This window comes from Amycolatopsis rubida (genome assembly GCF_900115345.1).
GTDB lineage: Bacteria > Actinomycetota > Actinomycetes > Mycobacteriales > Pseudonocardiaceae > Amycolatopsis > Amycolatopsis rubida.
In genome coordinates, this window is sequence record NZ_FOWC01000003.1 from 270,440 (window position 1) to 292,654 (window position 22,215).

Below are 22,215 nucleotides of genomic sequence, written 5' to 3' on the forward strand. Positions count from 1 at the left end.
TGACGCGCCCGTAGGATGTAACGATCCGATCACGGAAATGTGGTTAACTCCGGGACGGACGGGTACCTGGACCGGACGGGCGGCTCGTCCTCGGCTGCGACGGAAGGGGAAAATGGTGCGCGGAAAAGGAAAACCCGGACTCTCCGGGCCCGGAGAGCCCGGCCGCGGGGGCTGTAGCACGTCCGGCGGCAACCGCGTCCGCGATGTGAGCTGAATCGAAATTTCGCGCGCGGGCGGTGATCGGTGGTAACTTGGAAAGCCGGTCGTCCGCCGGGTCCTTCGCGGCCCGGAGCGGTTCGGCCGAAAAGCCCACCGAACATCCTCCGAAGGCATGGCGTGCCCGTGCGCGCGGAGAAGTCGGTTGACCACGGTTCGACAATGAGGACAGGAGGTGAAAAGCAACAATGGAACTCACGGCCACCAGCTGGCTCGCCCGCGCGGCGTGCCAGGACGAGGACCCGGAACTGTTCTTCCCGATTTCCGACATGGGTCCGGGGGCGCAGCAGGTCGCGAAGGCCAAGGCGGTCTGCGCGCGATGCCCGGTCCGCGCGGAATGCCTTTCCTATGCTCTCGACAACGGTCTCGGCAACGGGATCTTCGGGGGAACCACCGAGCTGGAGCGCCGGAAGCTGGTGCGAACCGGCTCCGCCGCCGCACGGCATCGAGTCGCCTGACCGCGTGCCGGTGACCATTTCCCGGCGGCGAGGGCGCTAGCAGTTTCCCCACCACGACCGGCCGCAAAGCCCGGAACCCGGTGGTTGCGCCCGGGCGGCGATCGCAGTACAGGCGATCGCCGCCCGGGCGTTGTTGCTGATCCGACCGGAAGCAGGCGGACCCGGTCCGCCGCCGATCTGCTCGGGCGAGCGGTTTCCGCCGTGGCGGTAAACCGGATCAGCCATCATCGGCTCAGTATTCGTCGAATGTTTCGGGGAGCCCGTACGGTGCCAGTGCCGCCGTTTCGAACGCGGCCATCGCCGTGACCAGTCCATTTCGCACGGTGAGGACGCAGACGCCGAAAGCGCGATAAACCGGTTCGCCGGGCCGGCGCAGATAACTCGCGACCGCGGGCTGCCGGTTCGCGCGCACCGGCACCATCCGGAAACTGCCCCGGTAGTACGGCGATCGCGGATCGAAGCCCGGTCCGAGCGCGCCGAGAATCCGATCGCGACTGTCGAACCACAACGAGTACGGCGGCATCACCGCACGCGCGTCCTCGCTCAGCACAGCGGCCACCGCCTGCACGTCTGCCGATTCGTAGGCAGCGATGAACTTCCGCAGCAGCGCCGTTTCCTCGGCGGTCGTGCTGTCCGGCGCGGACCATTCGGCGCGCCGTGCGGGCAGCTTGGCGCGCAGAGTCTCCCTGCCCCGCTGCAGCGCGCTGTTCGCCGAGGCCACCGAAGTGTCCAGCAGTTCGGCAGTGTCCTTTGCGGACCAATCGAGCACGTCGCGCAAGATCAGCGCGGCGCGTTGGCGCGGCGGGAGCAACTGGATGGTGGCGAGGAACGCCAGTTCGACGGTTTCCCGTTCGACGACCGCGGCGGCGGTGTCGTCCGGCGCCGCGGGGTCGAGCAGCAGATCGGGGAAAGGGCCGAGCCACGGCACGTCGAGCGCGGAGATCTCGCCCGCCGGGTCGGCCGCCGGACCCAGTTCGTCCGGCAGTGCCCGCCGCGGCCGCCGGGCGAGCGCGTCGAGGCAGACGTTCGTGGCGATCCGGTACAGCCACGTCCGCACGCTCGCCCGCCCGGCGAAGCCCCGGCGGCCTTTCCAGGCCCGGAGGAATGCCTCCTGCGTGAGGTCCTCCGCCTCCTCGAACGAACCGCTCATCCGGTAGCAGTGCACGCGGATCTCGCGCCGGTGCCGTTCGATCAGGGCGCCGAACTCCTCGTCGCTGGTCACCCGGGCAACGGTAGCTCGTGAGTGCCTGTGCTAACCGGCACAGGCCGTTCCAGCACGTCGATGTCCTGCGCGAGCCGGCCACGAACGGCCAGGAAAGTTCGCCCCAGAGCGGGACGGTCGCGGTCATCGCGAGCAGTTCGGTGGTGACGGCCCAGGTGCGGGACGACTGGCTGCCGCCCAGCTCGGACACGATCCGCGGCAGCGCGTTCGCGACCACAGTGGATGCGAAAATGCCCACCATCAGGCCGGACATCGCCTTGCCGCACTTGCCGGTGGCTCGTCGCCGGGGAAGGCGCGGTGGACAGGGACAGTCCTTTCCGGACTCGGGCGGGAGAAGGATGCGAACGGCGCGGGGTTCGGCGGCGGATCCCCGCGCGAGGGATCCGGTCAGCGCGGGTCGGGCGGCCCGGCGGCGGTCTCGTCGAGGATCGCGGGCGGCGGACGCGCGCCGTCGAGCGCGGACCAGCGGCTGAGCGGGGAGGTGAGGACTCCGGTCAGCAGCGCGAGCGCCCGCCCGGGGAACAGGTGCTGATCCGGGCGATGGCCTCGATCATCGGCCGGTGGGACTGGGAGCCGAGCACGGTCGCCCGGCTGGGCGGCACCGGTTCGTCGCTGATGACGCGCGGCCGGGCGAGCCATTCGGCGCGGTCCAGTGGCGAAGAACCGGGCGATCGCCTGCGCGGCTCGCTCCGCGTACGCGAGCAGCACAGCGTCCTCCTTGGCGGCGAAGCAGTTGAAGAACATGAACACGGACACGCCTGCCCCGGCGATGTCGTCGACGGTGACCTGGTCCAGACCGCACTTCTCGATCAGCCGAAGCGCCGCGAGGGCGATGGTGCGCTGGATCGGCGTAGCGAGATCCTGCAGAGTCTGCGAAGTTGCAGTTCGTGAATCAGGGTCCGCTCAGTGCCTGGCCGGCCGGGCGTCGGGATAGTCGGGGAGATCGACGGCGTCTGCCGGCGGGTTGGCGAACCGCGCCGTGACGCGGCTGACCCTGGGGTGCGCGGCGAGGCGGGCGGCGGTGGTGAGGAGCCGGATGCCGGTGCGGGTTTTCGGGGAGGCCAGCCGCGGCGCGAGCCACGAGACGTTCTGGGCTTGGGCGACGTAGGGCCGCATGATGGTTTCGTAGGAACGGAAAGCCTCGCGGTGGCCGGGGTGCCGGCTGAGTTCGCCGGCGAGGACGTAAGCGCCGGCGAGGGCGAGGCTGGTGCCCATGCCGCTGAGCGGGGAGGCGCAGTAGGCGGCGTCGCCGACAGCGGCGATCCGGCCGCGAGACCAGCGCCGCAGGCGCATTTGCCCGACGGATTCGAAGTAGAAGTCCGGCGCGTCGCCCATCGCCTCCAGCACGCGTGGTGTTTCCCAGCCGGCGTCGGCGTAGTGGCGGCGCAGGAAGTCTTGCTGTGCCGGGGCTCGCAGGCGGTCGAGCCCCGGCTCTGGGTGCAGGAAGGACAGGGTGGCGCGGGTGGTGCCCTGATTGTCGGGGCGCAGGAGGACGACGCGGCGGCCGGGGACGTTGTGCCAGCGGGCCCAGCGGGCGTCGGATCCGGTGCGGGGAATGGTGAAGTAGGCGGTGTACAGGCCGAACGAGCGGGTGCTGGCGAGGTCGGCGAAGACGAGGTCCCGGGTGCGCGAGCGGAAACCGTCGGCGAGGACGACGAGGTCGAATCGCTGATCGGGTCCGGTGCGGAAGGTGACGTCCACGCCGTCGCCGGTGTCGGTCAGGCCGGTGATCTCGTCGCCGAAGACGTACCGGGTGTCCTCGCGCGTGTGCTGGTGGAGCAGGTCGGCGAGTTCGCCGCGCAGGAGTTCCAGTTCGGTGACGAACCCGTCGCCGTCGAGGGCGTCGCTGGCGAAGGACGCGCGGACCCGGTCACGGTCGTCGACGAAACGCAGGCCCTCCTCGTGCGTGACGCGGTCGCGGGCGGCTTGTTCGAGGCCCATGCGTTCGATGACGGTGCGGCCGGCGCCGCGCAGGTCGACGGTCTGCCCGCCGAGACGGAGTTCCGGCGCGCGCTCGATCACGGTCGCGGTCATGCCGTGCCGGTGGAGCCAGTAGGCCAGGGCGGGTCCGGCGATGCTGGCGCCGGAGATCAAAACGGTGCGGGACAAGGGATCCTCCCCCTAAGAAGTGGTGCGGGAGGCCGGCGCGGCGCTCTCCGGGGTGGTGGTTTCGCCGGGGCGGGCGCGGCGGGGGAACAGCGGTGAGATGAGCAGGAACAGCGCGATGACGATCCCCTGGACCACGAGGGCGTCGCGGAAGCTTTCGGTGACCTGGCCGGCGAGCGCGCCGGCGAAGAACACAGTGCTGAACACCGCGACGCCGACCGAGCCGCCGATCGACTGGACCGCGGACAGGACGCCGGAGGCGGAACCGACCTCGTCGTCATCGACGGCGCCGAGCACGGTGTTGAACACCGCGGCGATCACGATGCCCGCGCCGATGCCGGCGACGGCGCTGCCGGGCACGATCTGCCAGAACGTGAAACCGGCGGCGTCGTCGAGGGACAGCCACAGCCAGGCGGTCCCGGCGAGCTGGACCACGGCCCCGGCCCGCAGCACCCCGCGGCCGAGTTTTGCGGCGAGCAGCCCGCCGCTGATGGTGCCGCCGACCGCGGTGCCCAGTGCGACCGGGAGGTTGCCCAGCCCGGCCTGCCCGGCGGTGAAGCCGTGTCCGAGCTGCAGGAAGAACGTCAGCGTCAGCTGCGTGCCGATCAGCCCGCCGAAGAACAGCGCGACCGCGGCCAGCCCGGCAGTGAACGCGGACTTGCCGAACAGGCTCGGGGTGACCAGCGGGGCCCGGCCCCGGCGCACGGTGCGGCGTTGCCACAGCGCGAATCCCGCGTAGCCGATCGCCGCGGCGCCTAGCGACAGCCACGTCCACAGCGGCCACCCCGAGGTCTGCCCCTCGTTGAGCGGGAGGACCAGCAAAGCCGAGGCCGCGGCGACGAGAACGGCTCCGGCGACGTCCACGCGCAGTGTCCGGATTCCGTCGCCGCGGGGCACCAGCCGCCAGGCGAGCGCCGCCGCGGCGAGGCCGACCGGAACGTTGACCAGGAATACCAGCCGCCAGCCGAGGCCGGACAGGTCCCAGTCGATCAGGGCGCCGCCCAGCACCGGGCCGAACACGCCGCCGAGGCCGAGCACCGGACCGAACACGGCAAGAGCCTTCGTGAGCTGCCGGGGAGTGAGGTTGTCGCGCAGGATGCCGAGGCCCTGGGGCAGCATCATCGCCCCGGCCGCGCCCTGGATCAGCCGGAAGGCGATCAGCAGGCCGATGTCCGGGGCGAGTGCGCACAGCAGCGACGCGAGGGTGAAGACGGCGAGCCCGGACAGGAACACGGGACGGCGGCCGTAGCGGTCGCCGAGCCGCCCGCCCAGCACGAGGCCCGCGCCGAGCGTCAGCGCGTAGCCGCCGATGACCCACTGCAGCCCGGCCGGACTCGTCCCCAGTGACCGCTCCAGCGACGGCCCCGCCACGGTGACGATCGTCGAGTCGAGCAAATCCATCAGCTCGACCACGAGCACGGCGGCCAGCAGCCATCCCGTCGCTCGCGGCGAGGCCTTCTTTTCGGGTAGGGACATGGTTCGCTCCGAATTCTGGCGCTCGTTTTCCGGGCGCGTTCGTGTACCGGGCGGAACGAATGCGCGCCCGGCGGGGAGGTGCGGGCGGTCAGCCCTGGGGGAAGGAGTCCGCGGTGTCGGTGTAGATCCGCACGACACCCGCCAGGAACGACGTGACGACGTCCCGGTCGCCGGGGCCCAGCGCCTCGACCAGGCCCGCCACGCCGCGCAGCAGCGGCTGCAGGTGGCCGAAGAGCCGGTCCATCGATTCCCCGACCGGCTCGACCAGCACCTTGCGGCGATCGGTGGCGTGCGGGCGGCGGACGACGTGCCCGGCCTTTTCGAGCCGGTCCACGATGTGGGTGCTCGCCGCGGTCGAGACCCGCAGCCGGTCCGCGAGGTCCTTCGCCGTCAGCGGGCCGTCGGTGGCGAGGTGCTCCAGCGCCGCCAGGTCCGTGCCGTTGATCCCCAGCGCCCCGCTCAGGCGTTGTTCGATGACCCGCGTCAGGGTTCCCACCTCTTGCAGGCGCTCCATCGCCGCGTTGCCGGCACCCGGGGATTCGGTTCGCCGCGAGCCGCGGGCTGAGGAGGTCATGACAAGAAGACTACTAGATAAGTAACTAACCAAGTTAGTGAAATAGTGTGACGAGCAGCACCGGGCCGAAACCCGTCGAGCGCGGAGTTCCGGGCCGGCCGCGGCATCGACGGCGAAGCTGGCAGACTCACCGACCGTGAGCGGAACGGTGCTGGTACTGGGCGGGCGCAGCGAAATCGGGACAGCGGTGGCCGTCCGGCTGGCGCGCGAGGGCGCGAAGCGGTTCGTGCTCGCCGCGAGGCCGGGCGCGGATCTCAGCGAGCAGACAGCCGCCCTGCGCGAAGCGGGCGCGGAGACTGTCGCGACCGAAGACTTCGACGCCGACGACCTCTCCGCGCATCGCCCGCTGCTCGATCGCGTCCTCGAAGAGCACGGGCCGCTCGAAACCGTCGTGCTGGCGTTCGGCATTCTCGGCGACCAAGCCCGCGCGGAGGCCGACGCCGCACACGCGACCGCGATCGTGCACACCGATTACGTCGCTCAGGTGTCAGTGCTCACTCACGCGGCGGAACTGTTGCGTGCTCAGGGTTCCGGGAACCTGGTCGTCTTCTCGTCGGTCGCCGGGATTCGCGTGCGGCGGGCGAACTATGTGTACGGCTCGGCGAAAGCGGGCCTCGACGGGTTCGCCTCGGGACTGTCCGACGCGCTGCACGGCACCGGCGTCCATCTGCTGCTCGTGCGCCCGGGCTTCGTGATCGGCCGGATGACCGAAGGAATGTCTCCCGCGCCGTTCTCCAGCACCGCCGATCAGGTGGCCGGCGCGGCGGTGGCCGCGTTGCGCCGCCGCCGGGAAGTCGTGTGGGTGCCGGGCGTGTTGCGCTTGGTGTTCGCGGCGACGCGGTTCGTGCCGCGCGCGGTGTGGCGGCGGATGCCGCGCTGAACTCCCTGTGCCCGAAGGGATACCGGCTGTCGCCGCGCGCTCGGCCGAACGGGCAGCATCACATCTTCGCGACAGGTTTCTCAGGCTATTCCCAGCTAACGCGGTGATCCTCGAACGCGGGGGTCGAGATCCGTCCCCGGGGAAGCGAGGAACCGGCCGTGCTGATCACGTCCCGGGGCCGCCGGATCGGCGGCCGTGCGGTGCTGGGGGTGGTGTCCACCCTGGTGCTGGGCGTCACCGGATTCGCATGGTCGCAACTGCACCGCCTGGACACCGGCCTCGTCACCGCCGACGTCATCGCGCCCTCGGCGCAGGTGCCCGACATTCCGGCCGGGGAACCGCTCGCCGTCGCGCAGAACATCTTGCTGGTAGGTCTCGATTCCCGCACCAAACCGGACGGGACGCCGCTGCCGCAGAACGTGCTCGACGCGCTGCACGCGGGCGGGGGAGACGACGGCGGCAACACCACCGACACGATGATCGTGGTGCACGTCCCGGTCGGCGGGGCGGCCGCCACCGCGATCTCGATCCCCCGGGATTCCTATGTGGACATTCCGGGGTACGGCAAGCACAAGATCAATTCGGCGTACAGCCGGGCGCGCGCCGACCAGCGGGGAAAGCTTGCGCAGCAAGGAATGAGCGGCCCGGAGCTGGAAGTGGCCGCGGACGCGGCCGGGGCCAAGTCGGCGATCGCCGCGGTGCAGAAGCTCACCGGGCTCACCGTCAACCATTACGCCGCGGTCAATCTCTCCGGATTCGCCGCGCTGAGCCAGGCGGTCGGCGGAGTGCGGGTGTGCCTGAAGGCCCCGGTGCACGATTCCTTCTCCGGAGCGGATTTCCCCGCTGGGACGCAGACCGTCTCGGGGACCCAGGCGCTCGCCTTCGTCCGGCAGCGGCACGGCCTGCCCAACGGCGATCTGGACCGGATCGCGCGGCAGCAGGCGTTCATGTCGGCGATGGCGGAAACCGTCCTCGGCTCCGGCACCTTCACCGATCCGGCGCGGCTTTCGTCCCTTGTAGACGCTTTGGCGGGTTCGGTCACCCTCGATCACGGCTGGAACCTGCTGAGCTTCGCCCAGCAGCTGCACGGACTCAGCTCGGGCGCGATCGCGTTCGGCACGATCCCGGTGCAGAGCCTGTCGCTGGCCACCCCGTCCGACGGGGACGCGGTGAAGGTGGATCCGGCGCAGGTGAAGGAATTCGTTCAGGCGCAGATCAGTTCGCCGGATGTTTCGGCCTCCGGGGGAACGCCCGGCTCGGGCACCGTCCACCCGTCGTCGAGCGGCGGCGTGGTGCGGCCGATCGCGGAGACCACGACGCCCGCCCCTCCGGCGGGGACTCCGGCGCAGCCGAAGATGACGACTGCCAGCGGGTGCGTGAACTAGGCCAGCGGCAGCGCGATGGTGAAGGCGGCGCCGCCTTCGGGCGCCGGTCCGGCCGTCAGCGCCCCGCCCATCCGCCTCACCAGCCCGTGCGCCAGCGCCAGCCCGATGCCGGACCCGACCGGGCGGCTGTCGCGGTACCGGGCGTTGAGCACGCCGCGCTCGAAAGCCACTGGGTAGTCCTCCGGCGCGAGCCCCGGTCCGCCGTCCCGGACCGACAGGCGGGCGTGGCCGTCCTCGACCACCAGGGCGAACACCATCGGTGCACCCGGGGGTGTGACGCGCAGGGCGTTCTCCGCCAGCCCGTCCACGACCTGGCGCAGCCGCCGGGCGTCGGCGGTGACCATGGCGGTTCCCGGGGGAGACCGCACGGTCAGCGGAACATCCGAGCGGGCGCAGCGCAGCCGCCACACCTCCGCGCAGTCCCGGACCAGCGCGGCGAAGTCGAAAACGTCCAGGTCGAGCCGGAATTCGTCGGCACCGAGGCGGGCTAGCTCCAGCAGATCCGACACGAGCCGTTCCAGGCGCTGGGCCTCGCGGTGGATCGTCTCGCCGGCGCGGCGGGCGTCCGGGCCTTCGGCGACTCCGTCGGCGATCGCCTCGGCGAAACCGGTCACCGCGGTCAACGGGGTGCGGAGTTCGTGCGACACCGACAACAGGAACTCTCGTTGCCGGGATTCGCTGCGGGCCAGCGCGTCGGCGAGTTCGTTCAGCGAGCCCGCCACCTGCGCGACCTCGGCAGGACCTTCGACCGGAACCCGGACGTCGCGTCGGCCCGCGCTGAGGCTGCCCGCGGCAGCGGCCGCACGGCGCAGGGGGCGGCCGAGCAAGCGACCGGAGACGTATCCGGCGATGGCGGCGACCAAGAGCCCGATGCCCAGTGCCAGAAGGATGTTGCGCAGCAACGCATGCTGCGTGGATTCGGCGCTGCGCACCGGCTGCACGAGCGCGAACGCGACTTGCGGGCCGACCGGGCGCACTTCCACGAGGTAGTCGACCTCGCCGATCGTGACCCGCGTCGAATGGTCCATTCCGGAGGTGAGCCCGGCCCGTTCCGCCGCGCGCACCGCGGTCGCCTGGCCGGAATTCTGGCCGCTGACCCGGTGCACGACGACCTCGATGCCCTGGCCCCGCACGACGGCGGCCACCTTGCCGATCGCGAGCCGGTTGCCGATGCCGGTGCCGTCGAGCTGCCCGGCGACGACGTCGGCCTGGTCCCGCAACGATTGCCGCAGCACCGAATCGGCGGTGCTGCGGACCAATCTGGACGCGACGAGCCCGGCCACGAGCACCGCGATCCCGGCGACCGCCAGGCACACCACGGTGATCCGGAGCGCGAGCGTGGTTTTCATCCGGCGTCCGCCGCGTAACCGATGCCCCGGACTGTCCGAATCGGACTTTCTTCGCCGAGTTTTGCCCGCAGCTGCGCGACATGCACGTCCACCGTGCGGGTCCCGGCCGCGGCGGCGTAGCCCCACACCGCGCTGAGCAGCTGATCGCGCGAGAGCACCTGGCCGGGGTGGCGCAGCAGGTAAGCGAGCAGGTCGAACTCGGTGGAGGTGAGCGTGACCTCCGCCTGGCCTGCCCACGCGCGACGGCCGGGAACGTCGATGCGCACGCCGCCGCAAGCCAGTGTCGTGGCCGGACTGCCGGACGCGCGGCGCAGCACAGTCCGTACGCGGGCGGCGAGTTCACGGGGACTGAACGGTTTGGCCAGGTAGTCGTCCGCGCCGATTTCGAGGCCCAGCAAGCGATCCAGCTCGTCATCGCGAGCGGTCACGAACAGCACCGGCGTCCAGTCGCCCGCCGCGCGCAGTGCCCGGCAGATCTCGATACCGTCCATTCCGGACAGTCCGATGTCGAGCACCACGGCGACCGGCCGTGTCCGGCGGATCGCCGCGAGCGCCTTCGCGCCGTCCGGTTCGATCGCCACCCCGAACCCGTCGCGCCGCAGATACAGCGCGGCGAGCTCGGCGATCGCGGTCTCGTCCTCCACGACGAGGACGAGACCGCGGCCAGCTGACCCCATCCGGGCTCCCGTTCCTCCGGCCGGCTACGTCGGGGGAAACGGTACGCGCGTCACCGCTGCCCGTCGCCCGCCATATCGGACTGGATCGAGTCCAGCGTGGACTGGACGGTGCTCAGATCGCCGTCCGATGCCGCCCCCGACGACGGCGTCGAACTGTCGTCGCACGCCACGCAGCCGAGCCCGGCGACAGCGGCCGCGGCAGCGATCGCGATCAGCCGTTTCACTTCGGCGCCTGGCAGTGCGCCGCGGTGAACGCGTCGAGCTGCTTCGTCGCGTTCGCCAGCTCTCCGATCCGGCCCTGCCGCTTGTCCGCCCGCTTCTGCAGCCGGTCGGCCTGCGCCGTGTGCCCCTTCGTGCGGGCGTCGTTCGCGCGCGCCTTGAGATTCGCGACCGACCCGGAAACCTCCGGTCCGCCGTTGATCCGGTTGGTCAGGTTCTGGGCCTGTTTGCGCAGTTTCGGCACCCAGGCCGTGCACATCTGCTGCACCTCCTGCGGGCTCAGCGTGACCGGAGCCGGGGCCGGCGCCTGCGTGCCGGCGCTGGCGATCGGCGCGGCCACGAGCAGGCCGGCCGCGATCCCGCAGCCCGCCAGTGCCAGCCGCCTCGTTCCTCGCATCGTTCTCGTCCTCCCGTGTCGGTGTTCCGCGGACCACCGTCGCGCGCGGGTGTACGAGGGGTGTGGGACGAATGTTCGGGTTCGGTAAAGCCTGCTGACCGGGGGAGTGTTACTCTCTTGCGGAGAGTGAGGAGGCCGCCGTGCTCGGAAACCCGTACGACCGCGACTGCCCGACGCGCCAGCTGCTCGACCGCATCGGCGACCAGTGGACAGTGCTGATCGTCGGCGCACTGACCGACGGCCCGCTGCGGTTCACCGAGATCGGCAAGCGCGTCGACGGGATCTCGCAGAAGGTCCTGACGCAAACCCTGCGCAGCCTGGTCCGCGACGGCATCCTGATCCGCACCGCCTACCCGGTGATCCCGCCGAAGGTCGAGTACGAGCTGACCCAGCTGGGCCGCAACCTCGCCGAACCGCTGGACCTGCTGGACCGCTGGGCCCGCCGGAACATGGACCAGGTGACGGCGGCGCGAGCGGCTTACGACGCGGAGAACGCCGCCACCGCCTCGTGAGCGGCGATCGCGGTTCTCGCCGGGATCGCCCTCACGAGGGCTGCCGGAGCACGTTCGTCAACGCATGCGCCTCCTTGAGCAGCAATGCCCCCAGCTCACCCCGCCGCTCCTCCCGGAACCGCGACTCCACTCCCGTCAGCGTCAGCGCCCATGCCGGTTCCCCGCCCGGCGTGAACACCGCCGCCGCCATCCCCCAGCTCCCCTCGACCACCAGCCCGGGATTGGTCGAGTACCCGTCCTCCCGCGTCCGCGCGACCCGGGCCCGCACGTCTTCCGCCCGGTGCGCCGGACCCCACTCGGCCGTCAAGTCCACTGTGGACAGATAGTCCTCGACCTCCCGGTCCGGCAGCATCGACAGCACCACCAGCCCCGCCGACACCACGCCGAGCGGGAACCGGGCGCCCTCGTACAGCACGAACGACCGGATCGGGAAGTCGCCGTCCTCGCGCAGCAGGCAGACCGTCTCGTTGCCGCGGCGGGCGGAGAAGAACGCGCTTTCCCCGGTGGCCGCGGCCAGCCGGTGGACGCTCGCGCGCGCCTGGTGCGTCACGTCGTAGCGCGGCGCGGCCGCTTCGCCCAGCAGGTACAGCTCCGGGCCCAGGTACCAGCGGCCGGTTTGCCGGTCACGGTCGACGTAGCCCTCGGCGGCCAGCGACGCGAGCAGCCGGTGGACCGTCGGCCGGGCCAGGCCGCACTGGCGCGCCAGCTGCGAGGTCGACGCTCCGTCGCGGTAGGCGGACAATGCGCGCAGGACCGCGGACACCCGTCCGACGACGTGGTCAGGAGGCGAGGAGGGCACGGGACCGAGGGTACGTCCGCTCAGTGGACGCATCGGGCGCGGGTGTTCGGTGCGCGAGAGGTTTGCCGGGGATCCCGGCGTGTCGGTTGACCCGTTTCCCCCGCGCTGGGTGGAATGCGGGTACTGACCACTCACCGAACGAAGTGGAGAGGATGCCGTGCCGACGAAGTACCGCAGCGCCGCGGAGGCCCTCGACGGGCTGCTCGAGGACGGGCTGACCATCGCGGTCGGGGGCTTCGGCCTCACCGGGAACCCGAACGACCTCATCGAGGCGGTCCGGGACTCGGGCGTGCGCGATCTGACGATCGTCTCGAACAACATGGGAGTCGACGGGGCCGGGCTCGGCATCTTGCTCGACAACCGGCAGGTGCGCCGGGTCATCGCGTCGTACGTGGGCGAGAACAAGCTGTTCGCGCAGCAGTACCTGGACGGGACCGTCGAGGTCGAGTTCACCCCGCAGGGGACGCTCGCCGAGCGGATGCGGGCGGGCGGCGCGGGGATCCCGGCGTTCTACACCAAGTCCGGGGTCGGCACGCCGATCGCCGAGGGCAAGCCGCACGCCGAGTTCGACGGGGTCGCCTACGTGCAGGAGCGCGGGATCGTCGCGGATCTTTCCCTGGTGCACGCGTATGTCGCGGACCCGGCCGGGAACCTGATCTACCGGTACGCCTCGCGGAACTTCAACCCGCTCGTCGCGACCTGCGGCAAGGTGACCGTCGCCGAGGCCGAGCAGGTTTCGGACGAGTATCTCGATCCGGAGCGGATCACCACGCCGGGAATTTACGTGCAGCGGCTGATCCAGGCCGCCGCCCGGGAGAAGCAGATCGAAAAGCGGACTGTGCGCGTGCGTGAGGAGGCGTCGGCGTGAGCTGGAGCCGGGACGATATGGCCACGATCGGGGCTCGCGAGCTGCGGGACGGCGATTACGTGAACCTCGGGATCGGGATTCCGACCCAGGTGGCGAACCACATTCCCGACGGTGTGCAGGTGACCTTGCACAGCGAGAACGGGATTCTCGGGCTGGGGCCGTTTCCGTGGGAAGGCGAGGAAGACCCGGACCTGGTGAACGCGGGCAAGCAGACGGTGACGTTGCGGCCCGGGGCCAGTTTGTTCGATTCCGCGGAGTCGTTCGCGATGATCCGCGGCGGGCACATCGACGTGGCGTTGCTCGGGGCGTTGCAGGTCGGCGCGAACGGGGATCTGGCCAACTGGACGGTGCCCGGTGCGTTGGTCAAGGGGATGGGCGGCGCGATGGATCTCGTCGCCGGGGCTCGCCGGGTGGTGATCATCACGGATCACACTGCCAAGGACGGGACGCCCAAGATCGTCGAGAAGTGCACCCTGCCGTTGACCGGGGCCGGAGTGGTGAATCGGATCATCACCAATTTGGCTGTGCTCGATGTGACCGAGGACGGGTTGAAGCTGGTGGAGCTTGCGCCCGGGGTGTCCCTTGCCGAGGTGCGGGAGAAGACCGGGGCGCCGATCGCGGAGTAAGCGCCGGCGCGCCGCGAAGAAGTACGTGAGGGGAACCCTGACGGAATCAGGGTTCCCCTCACGTACTTCGGCCCGGCTACTGCGCGGGAAGGATGCGGCCCCGGACCTCGCCGAAGCCCAGTTTCGCGCCGCTGCTGGCGGTGGCGGCGCCGGTGATGGCGACCTCGTCCCCGTCCTGGAGGAAGGTGCGGGATTCGCCGTTGACGGTCAGCGGGTCCCGGCCGCCCCAGGACAGTTCCAGGAACGAGCCCCGTTCCGCTGGCTCCGCACCGGAGATCGTGCCGGAGCCGTAGAGGTCGCCGGTGCGGGCGGAAGCTCCGTTGACGGTCAGGTGGGCCAGCATCTGGGCCGGAGACCAGTACATCTCGCGGTACGGCGGGCGGGCCACCTCCTGGCCGTTCCACTCCACGGCCAGCGTGATGTCCAAGCCCCACGGAGACGATTCCCGCAGATAGGGCAGGGGTTCCGGCGAGGTCTGGCCGGGCAGCGGCACCCGGGCCCCGGCCAGCGCCAGCACCGGGACCACCCACGGCGAGATCGACGTCGCGAAGCTCTTGCCCAGGTTCGGGCCCAGCGGGACGTACTCCCAGGCCTGGATGTCGCGCGCCGACCAGTCGTTCAGCAGGACCGCGCCGAACACGTGGCGAGGGAAGTCGTCCGGCGGGATCGGACTGTGGGGCGGGGTGCCCGCGCCGACGACGAAGCCCAGCTCCGCCTCGATGTCCAGGCGGGTGCTCGGGCCGAAGACCGGGCCGTCCTCGCCCTTGCGCTGGCCGCTCGGGCGGACCACGTCGGTGCCGGACACGTAGACCGTTCCGGAGCGGCCGTGGTAGCCGACCGGGAGATGTTTCCAGTTGGGCAGCAACGGTTCCGCGTCCGGACGGAACAGTCGGCCGACGTTCGACGCGTGGTGTTCCGAGGCGTAGAAGTCCACGTAATCGGCGACGTCGACGGGCAGGTGCAGCTGGACGTCGGCGACCGCGTGCACGGCTTCGGCGGGCACCTCGCCGGTCACCAGCGTCTGCAGCCGCGTGCGGACCTCGACCCAGCGGTCGTAACCCTGCGCCATGAAGGCGTTCAGCGTCGGCTCGGCGAACACTGCGTCGCCGAGTGCGATCGACAGGTCCAGCACGTGCTCGCCCACGCGCACGCCCACCCGGGGACCGCTCTCGCCTGCCGAGAAGACGCCGTAGGGCAGGTTTTCGACGCCGAAGAGGGAGCCGGCGGGAATGTCGAGCACGGTCATGCGGGGGCTCCGATCAGGCCTAGGTCTGTCAGTTCGGTGAGCGGGTCGGTGATGCTGCAGGTCCCGAACGAGGTGAACTCGGCACGGGCCGCGGCCAGGCGTTCCGGGGCCAGCGCGCGGATCCGGCCGGCGACCGCGGCACCGTCGCGTTCGGCAAGCAGCGCGACGACTTCCTCGTCCTCGGCACCGCGGTCGACTGCCTCGGCGGCGAGCAAGAGGTTCAGGAATCCGTGCTGTTCGAAACCCGTGTGCGGGTCGGTGTTGCGGATCGCGTGGTGCAGGCCCGCGGTCGCCTTGAACGGGACGCCCGCCTCGCCGGTCGCGCGGATCGCGGCGGCGAGTTCGGCTTCGTCCGGGTAGTACTCGGCCGACGTGCCGCCGGTGCGGAACTTCGCCTTGTGCGGGGTGCCAGAAAGCGCCCGCAGCAACGGAACCCGGCGTTCGTCGCGCGGGATCTCCACGGCGACCGGGACCGGGCAACCGTCCACTGCGGACAGGAAATCGGCGACGCCCATTTCCTGCGGCACCGCGATTTCCAGCGATTCGATCGACACCGGCAGCCCGTCGGCCGCCTTGAGCACGTCGGCGATCCCGCTCGGCCCGGCAGGCAACGTGACGGTGAGCGGCAACGGGGCTTCGCGGCCAGCGACGACCTCGGCCAGCTCCGCCAAACCGGACGCGGCGACAACCAGCGGGCCGACCATCGCGGCGTACGGCGAAGCGGTGTGCCGGTCGTGGGCGGCGACGGCGTCCGGCAGCGGCGCGAGGCCGGGCGGGAAGACCGCGGCGTCGTCCAGCAGACCACGGGTCAAGGCGTCGGTCACGACTGCGGTCCCCGTCCTGCCCAGGTCCAGGCGTAACCGGGGTCGTCGCTCGCGTGGCCGCCCTCGCCGATCTCCAGCGGGCGGAACGTGTCGACCATGACCGCCAGCTCGTCGAAGAACTCCGCGCCGAGCGAGCGTTCCACCGCGCCCGGCTGCGGGCCGTGGCTGTGGCCGCCGGGGTGCAGGCTGATCGAACCCTGGCCGATGCCGGATCCCTTGCGCGCCTCGTAGTTCCCGCCGCAGTAGAACATCACCTCGTCGGAGTCCACATTGGAGTGGTAGTACGGCACCGGGATCGAGAGCGGGTGGTAGTCGACCTTGCGCGGGACGAAGTTGCAGATGACGAAGTTGTTGCCCTCGAACACCTGGTGCACGGGCGGCGGCTGGTGCACGCGGCCGGTGATGGGCTCGAAGTCGGAGACGTTGAACGTGTACGGGTAGAGGCAGCCGTCCCAGCCGACCACGTCGAACGGATGCGTCGGGTACACATAGCGCGTGCCGACGACGCCGCGCGAGCCTCGGTGCTTCACCAGGACCTCGACGTCGGTGCCTTCGGCGAGCAGCGGTTCGGCCGGGCCGTGCAGGTCGCGCTCGCAATAGGGCGCGTGCTCCAGCAACTGGCCGTAGCGCGACAGGTAGCGCTTCGGTGGCGCGATGTGCGAGTTCGCCTCGATCACATAGGCGCGCAACGGTTCCGTGCCCTTCGGCACCCAGCGGTGCGTGGTGGCGCGGGGGAGGAGCACGTAGTCGCCGGTGCGGGCGGGCAGCGCGCCGAACACCGTCTCGACGACCGCTTCGCCGGACTCGACGTACACGCATTCGTCGCCGATCGCGTTGCGGTACAACGGAGAAGCCTCGCCGGCGGCGACGTAGGAGATCCGCACGTCGCCGTTGCCGAGCACGAGCCGCCGGTTGGTCACGACGTCCGCGCTCTTCCATTCCTCGCCCGGGAAGAGTGTGTGCAGCTTGAGGTGCAGCGGCTTCAGCGGCCGGTTCTCGGTGAGCGTCTGGTCCGGCAGTTCCCACGGCGTCGCGTCGACGATCGCGGACGGGATGCCGCGGTGATACAGCAGCGACGAGTCCGACGAGAAGCCCTCCTCGCCCATCAGCTCCTCGGAATAGAGCCCGCCTTCGGGCGTGCGGTGCTGGGTGTGCCGCTTAGGCGGGATGCTGCCCGCGCTGCGGTAGTAGGCCATGGGTCGCCTCCTCGGCGCGAAGTAATTAAAGTATGTACTACTTTCTGGCCAGCGTAGTCCACCAGTCAGAACAGCGGAAGGGTCAACGGCGGGTCGCGAAGCCCGCCCGGCCGGAGATGAGCTTGTCGAGCAGCAGCACCAGCACGCGCTGCTCGGCCTCGGTGAGCACCTCGACCCACCCGGCCTCGCGTTCGTTCTGCGCCTCGAACACCTGGAGCATCTCGGCGTGCCCGGCCTCGGTGAGCGACAGCCGCACCGAACGGCCGTCTGTCTCGCCCGGTGTCCTGGTCAGCAAACCCTCGCTGACCAGGGTTTTCGCCAGATTCGACACCGCCGCCCGGCTCATCCCGGCGAGCCGCGCGGCCGCCGACGGTTCGAGCGGCCCGGCCAGCCACACCACGAACAGCACCCGGAACGCCGACCACGACCGCCCGCGCGGCCGGTGCACGGCGGCCTCGAGGTCGTAGGTGACCAGGTTCGACGCCCGGTTCAGCGTCAGCAGCACCTCGGTCGCCAGCTGGTGGCGGAACCCGAATTCGCCGGCCAGCCTGCGGTTGGCCAGCGCGATGAACGACCAGAAGTCGAGCGAGTCCGGGTCCGGCGGCGCGGCGGGGTCCTGCATGGACAGCACGGTACCCGCGCCGCCGGGATAATCAAACTCGAAACTACTTCACCGGACGAGACAGGCGGGTGCCCGCGTCGCGCGGCACTTTCAGGAACGCCAGCATCACCGCCGCGACGACCAGGCAGCCGATCGGGAAGTACAGCCCGATCGTCACGTCGCTCTCGCTCGCCGCGAGCCCGATCGCGTACGGCCCGAAGAACCCGCCGAGCGCGGCGATCGAGTTGATCGCGGCCAGGCCGACCGCCGTGTGCTCCTTCGACAGCACGCGCGCGGCCATCGCCCAGTACGGCGCGAGGTAGCCGAGCACGCCGATCGCCGCCAGCGAGAGGCTGATCAGCGACCACGTCGGCACGGTCTTGAACTGGATCGCGCCGAAGAACCCGATCGCCGCGACCAGCACGGTGCCGATCACGTGGCCCTTGCGCTCGCCGGTGCGGTCGGAGTTGCGGGCCAGCAGGAGCATGCCCACCGCGCCGACGACGTACGGGATCGCGCCGAGCAGGCCGATGTTGGTCGAGGAGTACTTCGGGTCGAGCTGCTTCACGATCAGCGGCAGGAAGAACGTGAGCCCGTACAGGCCGCAGGCGATGAAGAGGTTGGAAATCGCCAGCAGCATGACCTTGCCCTCGCGCACCGCGCGCAGCTGGCCGAGGAACGTCTCCTTCTCCTCCGGCACGTATTCGCGGTCGATCTCGGCCTGCAGCCAGGAGCTTTCCGCGGCGGTCAGGAACTTCGCGTCGGCGGGCTTGTTCGGCAGGCAGAAGAAGGTCAGCAGGCCGATCAGCACGGCGGGCGCGCCCTGCAGGATGAACACCCACTGCCAGCTGCTCATCCCGAACCAGTGCACGTGGTCGAGGATCCAGCCGCCGAACAGGCTGCCGAGGATCAGCGCGATCGGCTGCGCGAGCGCGAGCGTCGCGATGGCCCTGCCGCGTTCTTTGCCGCGGAACCAGAAGGTCAGGTACAGCAGCAGCCCGGGGAACAGGCCCGCTTCGGCGATGCCGAGCAGGATCCGCGCGATGATCAGGTGCGTCACGCTCGCGACGAACCCGGTCAGCACGGTCACGATGCCCCAGCTGACCGCGATCCGGCTGAGCCACAGCCGGGCCCCGACCTTCTTCATGATCATGTTGCTGGGAACCTCGAACACCACGTAGGCGAGGAAGAAGATCGCCGACGCGACGCCGAAGGTCGCGGCCGTGATGGTGAGCTCTTTGGCCATGCCGAGCTGGGCGTAGCCGATGTTGGCCCGGTCCATGTAGTTGAAGATGTAGAGCAGCAGGACGATCGGCATGACCCGGACGCCGACCTTGCGGACGGTTCGTCTGGCCAGCGGGGAGTCCGCCGTGGCGGCGGCTGCGGCGGGGACGGACATGGGGTTCTCCTCGACGGTGAGCAGTACTGTGCCGATCGTTGCTGATCCGGCCACGGCCTGACGGCTTCGCGGCAACGGTTACCTGCCGGGCCGGGTTGCCCGGATCAGCGAGTCGGAGGGTCAGGCAGCGGCGGAGCGGCCGGCGATGCGGCCCATGGTGACGGCGTTGGCGACCGCGTTGCCGCCGCCGACGTAGCGGAAGCCGAGCACTCCGGCCCCGGCCTCGCCGGCGGCGAACAGCCCGGGCACGCGGTCGCCGCGGACGTCCAGCACAGCGGCGCCGGAGTCGATCTCCAGCCCGGCGTGCGTGCAGACCAGTTCGGCGGGCAGCGTGCGCGCGGCGAAGAACGGTCCGGTGGCGATTTTCGCGGGCGGCTCGGACGCGCCCTTGGCGGACAGCGTTTCGTGCCGCAGGAACTCCGGGTCTTCGCCGGTGGGGAGCTGGGAGTTCCATCTGTCCACAGTGGCCTGGAGGGCGGCGGCGGGAACGTGCATCTTGCCTGCCAGTTCTTCCAGCGTGTCAGCACGAAGAGTGCGGCCGGCGTCCGCTTCGGACAGTACGTGGTCGGCGTTCCAGTGCGCGTAGCCCGGGGGGAGGTCGCGACGCGCTCGGTCGTCGAAGAGCATCCACACCGGACCGTCCTGCGCCGAGATGATGCCGCTGGACACCGCGTAGGAGGCGTCCTCGTCCATGAACCGGCGGCCGTGCGCGTTCACCAGCACGCGCGAGCGCGGCGGAAAACCGGACTGCCAGTGGTGCAGGCGCTGGAAATACGCGGTCGGCAGCAGCAGCCCCCAGCCTTCGCCGGCGATCGACGCGGACACCTGCTCGCCGAACGCGAAGTGGTCGCCTCGGGAGCCGGGCGCGGCGACGACGAACAGATCCTCGCCCGCCGCGTCCGCGTCCGGGTAATACCGCGAGCGCGAGGCGGGGTCCTGCGCGAACCCGCCGCTGGTCACGATCACCGAGTTCGCGCGGACCTCGATGCCGTCGGCGACCACGCCGGCGACCCGGCCGTCCTCCACGAGCAGCCGTTCGACCCGGGTGTTCAGCACCGCTTCGGCACCGGCCTTGCGACGCGCGCGGTCGAGCACCTGGACGAGGCCGTAACCCTGGTCCTTCGGCACGTGCCCGCGCCAGACGTCCTCGACTCCCGCGCGGGTCAGGCCCGGGGTGTGCGCGTCGTGCGACACCTTCGCCGGGATTTCCGCGCCTAGCCCGATCAGCCATTCGACGGCGGGACCAGCCGCACGGCAGAACGTCTTGAGCAGCCCGGGTTTCAGCTGCCACTGGTTGAGGTCGAGGTAGTGCTGGAAAAACCGCTCCGGCGTGTCCTCGATGCCCAGTTCGCGCTGCACGCTCGTGCCTGCCGCGGTCAGCATGCCCGCGGACAGCTGGGTCGAGCCGCCGAGTTCCTTTTCCGACTCGAACAGCATCACCGAGGCACCGTGCTCGGCCGCGGACACCGCCGCGGCCAGTCCCGCGCCGCCACCGCCGATCACCACGACGCCCATGTCGACGCTCATCCCAGATCACCTCCGGTTTCGGCGAGAATGCGATGGTAGAGACCGTTGGAGACGAGACCGCCGTCCACCGTGACCTCGCTTCCGGTCAAGTAGGTGGACCGGTCCGAGAGCAGGAACAGCACCGTGTCGCTGATTTCCTTGGGGTCGGCCATCCTTCCGGCGGGCACACTGTCCACAGCGGACTTGACGAACGCGTCCGCGCCGGCCAGCAGCCCGGTGCCGACCAGTCCGGGGTGGACGGAGTTGACCCGGATCCGCCACTTCGCGAAATTGCCCGCGGCGGACTTCGACAGTCCGGTCAAGCCCCATTTGCTCGCCGAGTAGGCGGGGGAGAAGTAGCCGATCTGGCCGGAGATCGAGGAGATGTTCACGATCGAACCGCCGCCCGAATCGCGCATCAGCGGCGCGGCCGCGCGCATCCCGTGGAACGGCCCGGACAGGTTCACCGCGAGCACGCGGTCCCAGACTTCCGCGGTGGTGTCCTGGAATTCCAGCCGCCGCGAGATCCCGGCGTTGTTCACGAGCCCGCCGAGCGAACCGTGTTCGGCGCGGATCCGGTCGAGCACGCGAGTCCATTGTGCCGGCTCGACAACGTCCATGGTGTACGGAGTCGCCGCACCGCCGGCCGCGCGGATCTCGTCCGCGATTTCGTCCGCACCGGCGAAATCCGCGACGCAGACGTGCACACCGCGTTCGCCGAGCGCGCGGGCGTGTTCCGCGCCCATCCCGTTCGCCGCGCCCGTTACGAGCACGACATCCGGGTAGCGCACGGTTTCGGTGGCGTCAGACATGCCGGGAGCCGCCGTCGACCGCGAGGCTGTGCCCGGTCACGTACCGCGAGCTGTCCGAAAGCAGGAACAGCAGCACGCTGCACACCTCTTCCGGCGAGCCGATCCGGTGCAGCGGCACCGCGTCGAGCGCCTTCGCCAGCGCGGGCGCGTCGTCCTGGATCCAGCGGGTCATCTCGGTGTCGATGTAGCCCGGGGCGATGGCGTTGACCCGGATGCCCTGGTCGCCGAGTTCCACCGCGAGCGATTCGGTCAGGTGCGCGACCGCGGCCTTCGAGCTGCAGTACGCCGCGCGGCCCTTGCGCACGCGGACCGCGGACACCGACGCCATGTTGACGATCGCGCTGCCCGGTTCCATCCGCGCGGCCGCGGCCTGCGCGCCGAACAGCACACCCTCGACGTTCACCGAAAGCGTCGACCGGATCTGCTCCGGGGTGATGTCGGGAACCTCGGCGTAGGGGAAGATCCCGGCGTTGTTGACCCAGAAGTCGATGCGGCCGAACTCGTCGATCGCGCGCTGGGCGAGCGCGACGTGGTCCTCGGCGCGGGTGACGTCCAAGGCGGACGCGACGATCCGGCCCGGCTTGTCCTCAACGGACTCGGCGGCCAGCGCGACGGCGAGTTCGTCGGCGGTGGCGGTCATCGCGGCGGCGTCGAGATCGCCGCCCACGACGTGCACCCCGCGGGTGGCGAGACCGGCGGCGAACCGCGCGCCCATGCCGCGGGCCGCGCCGGTGACCACGGCGACCTTGCCCGGCATCTCCGGATAGCGCGCGGTCGCGGGCTGGTGCAGCACCCGGCCTGGACCGGTGGGGGCGAGAGGGGGCAGCGGGGCGGGCAAGGGGGCTCCTCGGGTGACGGTGGGTGGTG

Annotated in this window: 23 protein-coding genes and 1 pseudogene; 7 read left to right on the forward strand and 17 right to left on the reverse strand. The window is 70.6% G+C overall.

What is annotated here, in order from left to right; translation table 11 throughout:
- Nucleotides 1–404 precede the first annotated feature (404 nt).
- Nucleotides 405–674 carry a WhiB family transcriptional regulator gene (locus BM362_RS15625; RefSeq protein ID WP_037812602.1) on the forward strand — a complete coding sequence of 90 codons (270 nt, stop codon included), beginning with the start codon at nt 405–407 and terminating at the stop codon, nt 672–674.
- A gap of 232 nt (nt 675–906) precedes the next feature.
- Here BM362_RS15625 and BM362_RS15630 read toward each other — a convergent pair.
- A pseudogene (locus BM362_RS15630) lies at nt 907–1,899 on the reverse strand (RNA polymerase subunit sigma-70); the annotation flags it as partial.
- Nucleotides 1,900–2,436: 537 nt separating this feature from the next.
- Between BM362_RS15630 and BM362_RS47450 the strand changes: the two are divergent.
- A complete protein-coding gene (locus BM362_RS47450) occupies nt 2,437–2,787 on the forward strand; it encodes a hypothetical protein (protein ID WP_167545324.1) in 351 nt (116 codons plus the stop codon).
- Between the two features lie 12 nt (nt 2,788–2,799).
- Here BM362_RS47450 and BM362_RS15640 read toward each other — a convergent pair whose 3' ends face one another.
- The 3 genes from BM362_RS15640 to BM362_RS15650 form a co-directional block, all read right to left on the reverse strand.
- The gene (locus BM362_RS15640; protein ID WP_093573601.1) at nt 2,800–4,005 is read right to left on the reverse strand and encodes an FAD-dependent monooxygenase; all 1,206 of its coding nucleotides are present in this window, start codon (nt 4,003–4,005) and stop codon (nt 2,800–2,802) included.
- A 12-nt stretch (nt 4,006–4,017) separates the two neighbouring features.
- Nucleotides 4,018–5,478: an MFS transporter gene (locus tag BM362_RS15645; protein WP_093573602.1), complete on the reverse strand. Its 1,461-nt coding sequence runs from the start codon at nt 5,476–5,478 to the stop codon at nt 4,018–4,020.
- Between the two features lie 88 nt (nt 5,479–5,566).
- Entirely contained in the window at nt 5,567–6,052 is a 486-nt protein-coding gene (locus BM362_RS15650; protein WP_244287167.1) for a MarR family winged helix-turn-helix transcriptional regulator, read from the reverse strand.
- Nucleotides 6,053–6,188: 136 nt separating this feature from the next.
- Between BM362_RS15650 and dprE2 the strand changes: the two genes are divergently transcribed.
- Nucleotides 6,189–6,932, forward strand: coding sequence for a decaprenylphospho-beta-D-erythro-pentofuranosid-2-ulose 2-reductase (gene dprE2 / locus BM362_RS15655; protein WP_093573604.1), 744 nt, complete (start codon nt 6,189–6,191; stop codon nt 6,930–6,932).
- Nucleotides 6,933–7,090: 158 nt separating this feature from the next.
- Nucleotides 7,091–8,317: an LCP family protein gene (locus tag BM362_RS15660; RefSeq protein ID WP_093573605.1), complete on the forward strand. Its 1,227-nt coding sequence runs from the start codon at nt 7,091–7,093 to the stop codon at nt 8,315–8,317.
- On the opposite strand, the gene BM362_RS15665 is transcribed toward BM362_RS15660, so the two are convergent.
- Genes BM362_RS15665 through BM362_RS15675 form a run of 4 tightly spaced genes read right to left on the reverse strand, consistent with a single transcriptional unit; the run spans nt 8,314 to nt 10,959 of the window.
- A complete protein-coding gene (locus BM362_RS15665) occupies nt 8,314–9,666 on the reverse strand; it encodes a sensor histidine kinase (RefSeq protein WP_093573606.1) in 1,353 nt (450 codons plus the stop codon). The genes BM362_RS15660 and BM362_RS15665 overlap by 4 nt on opposite strands.
- On the reverse strand, nt 9,663–10,343 hold the full coding sequence (locus tag BM362_RS15670; RefSeq protein ID WP_093573607.1) for a response regulator transcription factor: 681 nt from the start codon (nt 10,341–10,343) through the stop codon (nt 9,663–9,665). The genes BM362_RS15665 and BM362_RS15670 overlap by 4 nt, the downstream gene beginning before the upstream one ends.
- A gap of 50 nt (nt 10,344–10,393) precedes the next feature.
- A complete protein-coding gene (locus BM362_RS47455; protein WP_167545325.1) occupies nt 10,394–10,567 on the reverse strand; it encodes a hypothetical protein in 174 nt (57 codons plus the stop codon).
- Nucleotides 10,564–10,959: a hypothetical protein gene (locus BM362_RS15675; protein ID WP_093573608.1), complete on the reverse strand. Its 396-nt coding sequence runs from the start codon at nt 10,957–10,959 to the stop codon at nt 10,564–10,566. The genes BM362_RS47455 and BM362_RS15675 overlap by 4 nt, the downstream gene beginning before the upstream one ends.
- Nucleotides 10,960–11,099: 140 nt before the next feature.
- Here BM362_RS15675 and BM362_RS15680 point away from each other — a divergent pair, with 140 nt between their 5' ends.
- Nucleotides 11,100–11,471 carry a winged helix-turn-helix transcriptional regulator gene (locus tag BM362_RS15680; RefSeq protein WP_067590647.1) on the forward strand — a complete coding sequence of 124 codons (372 nt, stop codon included), beginning with the start codon at nt 11,100–11,102 and terminating at the stop codon, nt 11,469–11,471.
- A 31-nt stretch (nt 11,472–11,502) separates the two neighbouring features.
- Here the strand turns inward: BM362_RS15680 and BM362_RS15685 are convergent, their stop codons facing one another.
- On the reverse strand, nt 11,503–12,270 hold the full coding sequence (locus BM362_RS15685) for an IclR family transcriptional regulator (protein ID WP_244287168.1): 768 nt from the start codon (nt 12,268–12,270) through the stop codon (nt 11,503–11,505).
- 157 nt (nt 12,271–12,427) lie between these two features.
- Between BM362_RS15685 and BM362_RS15690 the strand changes: the two genes are divergently transcribed.
- Both BM362_RS15690 and BM362_RS15695 read left to right on the forward strand, forming a co-directional pair.
- Nucleotides 12,428–13,138 carry a CoA transferase subunit A gene (locus BM362_RS15690; RefSeq protein WP_093573610.1) on the forward strand — a complete coding sequence of 237 codons (711 nt, stop codon included), beginning with the start codon at nt 12,428–12,430 and terminating at the stop codon, nt 13,136–13,138.
- Nucleotides 13,135–13,764, forward strand: coding sequence for a CoA transferase subunit B (locus BM362_RS15695; RefSeq protein WP_093573611.1), 630 nt, complete (start codon nt 13,135–13,137; stop codon nt 13,762–13,764). The genes BM362_RS15690 and BM362_RS15695 overlap by 4 nt, the downstream gene beginning before the upstream one ends.
- Before the next feature lie 76 nt (nt 13,765–13,840).
- On the opposite strand, the gene fahA is transcribed toward BM362_RS15695, so the two are convergent.
- The 8 genes from fahA to BM362_RS15735 form a co-directional block, all read right to left on the reverse strand.
- The gene (gene fahA, locus BM362_RS15700; RefSeq protein WP_093573612.1) at nt 13,841–15,010 is read right to left on the reverse strand and encodes a fumarylacetoacetase; all 1,170 of its coding nucleotides are present in this window, start codon (nt 15,008–15,010) and stop codon (nt 13,841–13,843) included.
- The gene (locus tag BM362_RS15705) at nt 15,007–15,864 is read right to left on the reverse strand and encodes a hypothetical protein (RefSeq protein WP_093573849.1); all 858 of its coding nucleotides are present in this window, start codon (nt 15,862–15,864) and stop codon (nt 15,007–15,009) included. The genes fahA and BM362_RS15705 overlap by 4 nt, the downstream gene beginning before the upstream one ends.
- Nucleotides 15,831–17,030, reverse strand: coding sequence for a homogentisate 1,2-dioxygenase (locus tag BM362_RS15710; protein WP_067590660.1), 1,200 nt, complete (start codon nt 17,028–17,030; stop codon nt 15,831–15,833). The genes BM362_RS15705 and BM362_RS15710 overlap by 34 nt, the downstream gene beginning before the upstream one ends.
- A gap of 82 nt (nt 17,031–17,112) precedes the next feature.
- Nucleotides 17,113–17,652, reverse strand: coding sequence for a MarR family winged helix-turn-helix transcriptional regulator (locus BM362_RS15715; RefSeq protein ID WP_067590663.1), 540 nt, complete (start codon nt 17,650–17,652; stop codon nt 17,113–17,115).
- A gap of 43 nt (nt 17,653–17,695) precedes the next feature.
- Nucleotides 17,696–19,030, reverse strand: coding sequence for an MFS transporter (locus BM362_RS15720; protein ID WP_093573613.1), 1,335 nt, complete (start codon nt 19,028–19,030; stop codon nt 17,696–17,698).
- A 120-nt stretch (nt 19,031–19,150) separates the two neighbouring features.
- Nucleotides 19,151–20,557: an FAD-dependent oxidoreductase gene (locus tag BM362_RS15725; protein WP_093573614.1), complete on the reverse strand. Its 1,407-nt coding sequence runs from the start codon at nt 20,555–20,557 to the stop codon at nt 19,151–19,153.
- A complete protein-coding gene (locus BM362_RS15730; protein ID WP_093573615.1) occupies nt 20,554–21,348 on the reverse strand; it encodes an SDR family NAD(P)-dependent oxidoreductase in 795 nt (264 codons plus the stop codon). The genes BM362_RS15725 and BM362_RS15730 overlap by 4 nt, the downstream gene beginning before the upstream one ends.
- On the reverse strand, nt 21,341–22,186 hold the full coding sequence (locus BM362_RS15735; protein ID WP_232791922.1) for an SDR family NAD(P)-dependent oxidoreductase: 846 nt from the start codon (nt 22,184–22,186) through the stop codon (nt 21,341–21,343). Before BM362_RS15735 ends, BM362_RS15730 begins: the two co-directional genes overlap by 8 nt.
- Nucleotides 22,187–22,215 lie beyond the last annotated feature (29 nt).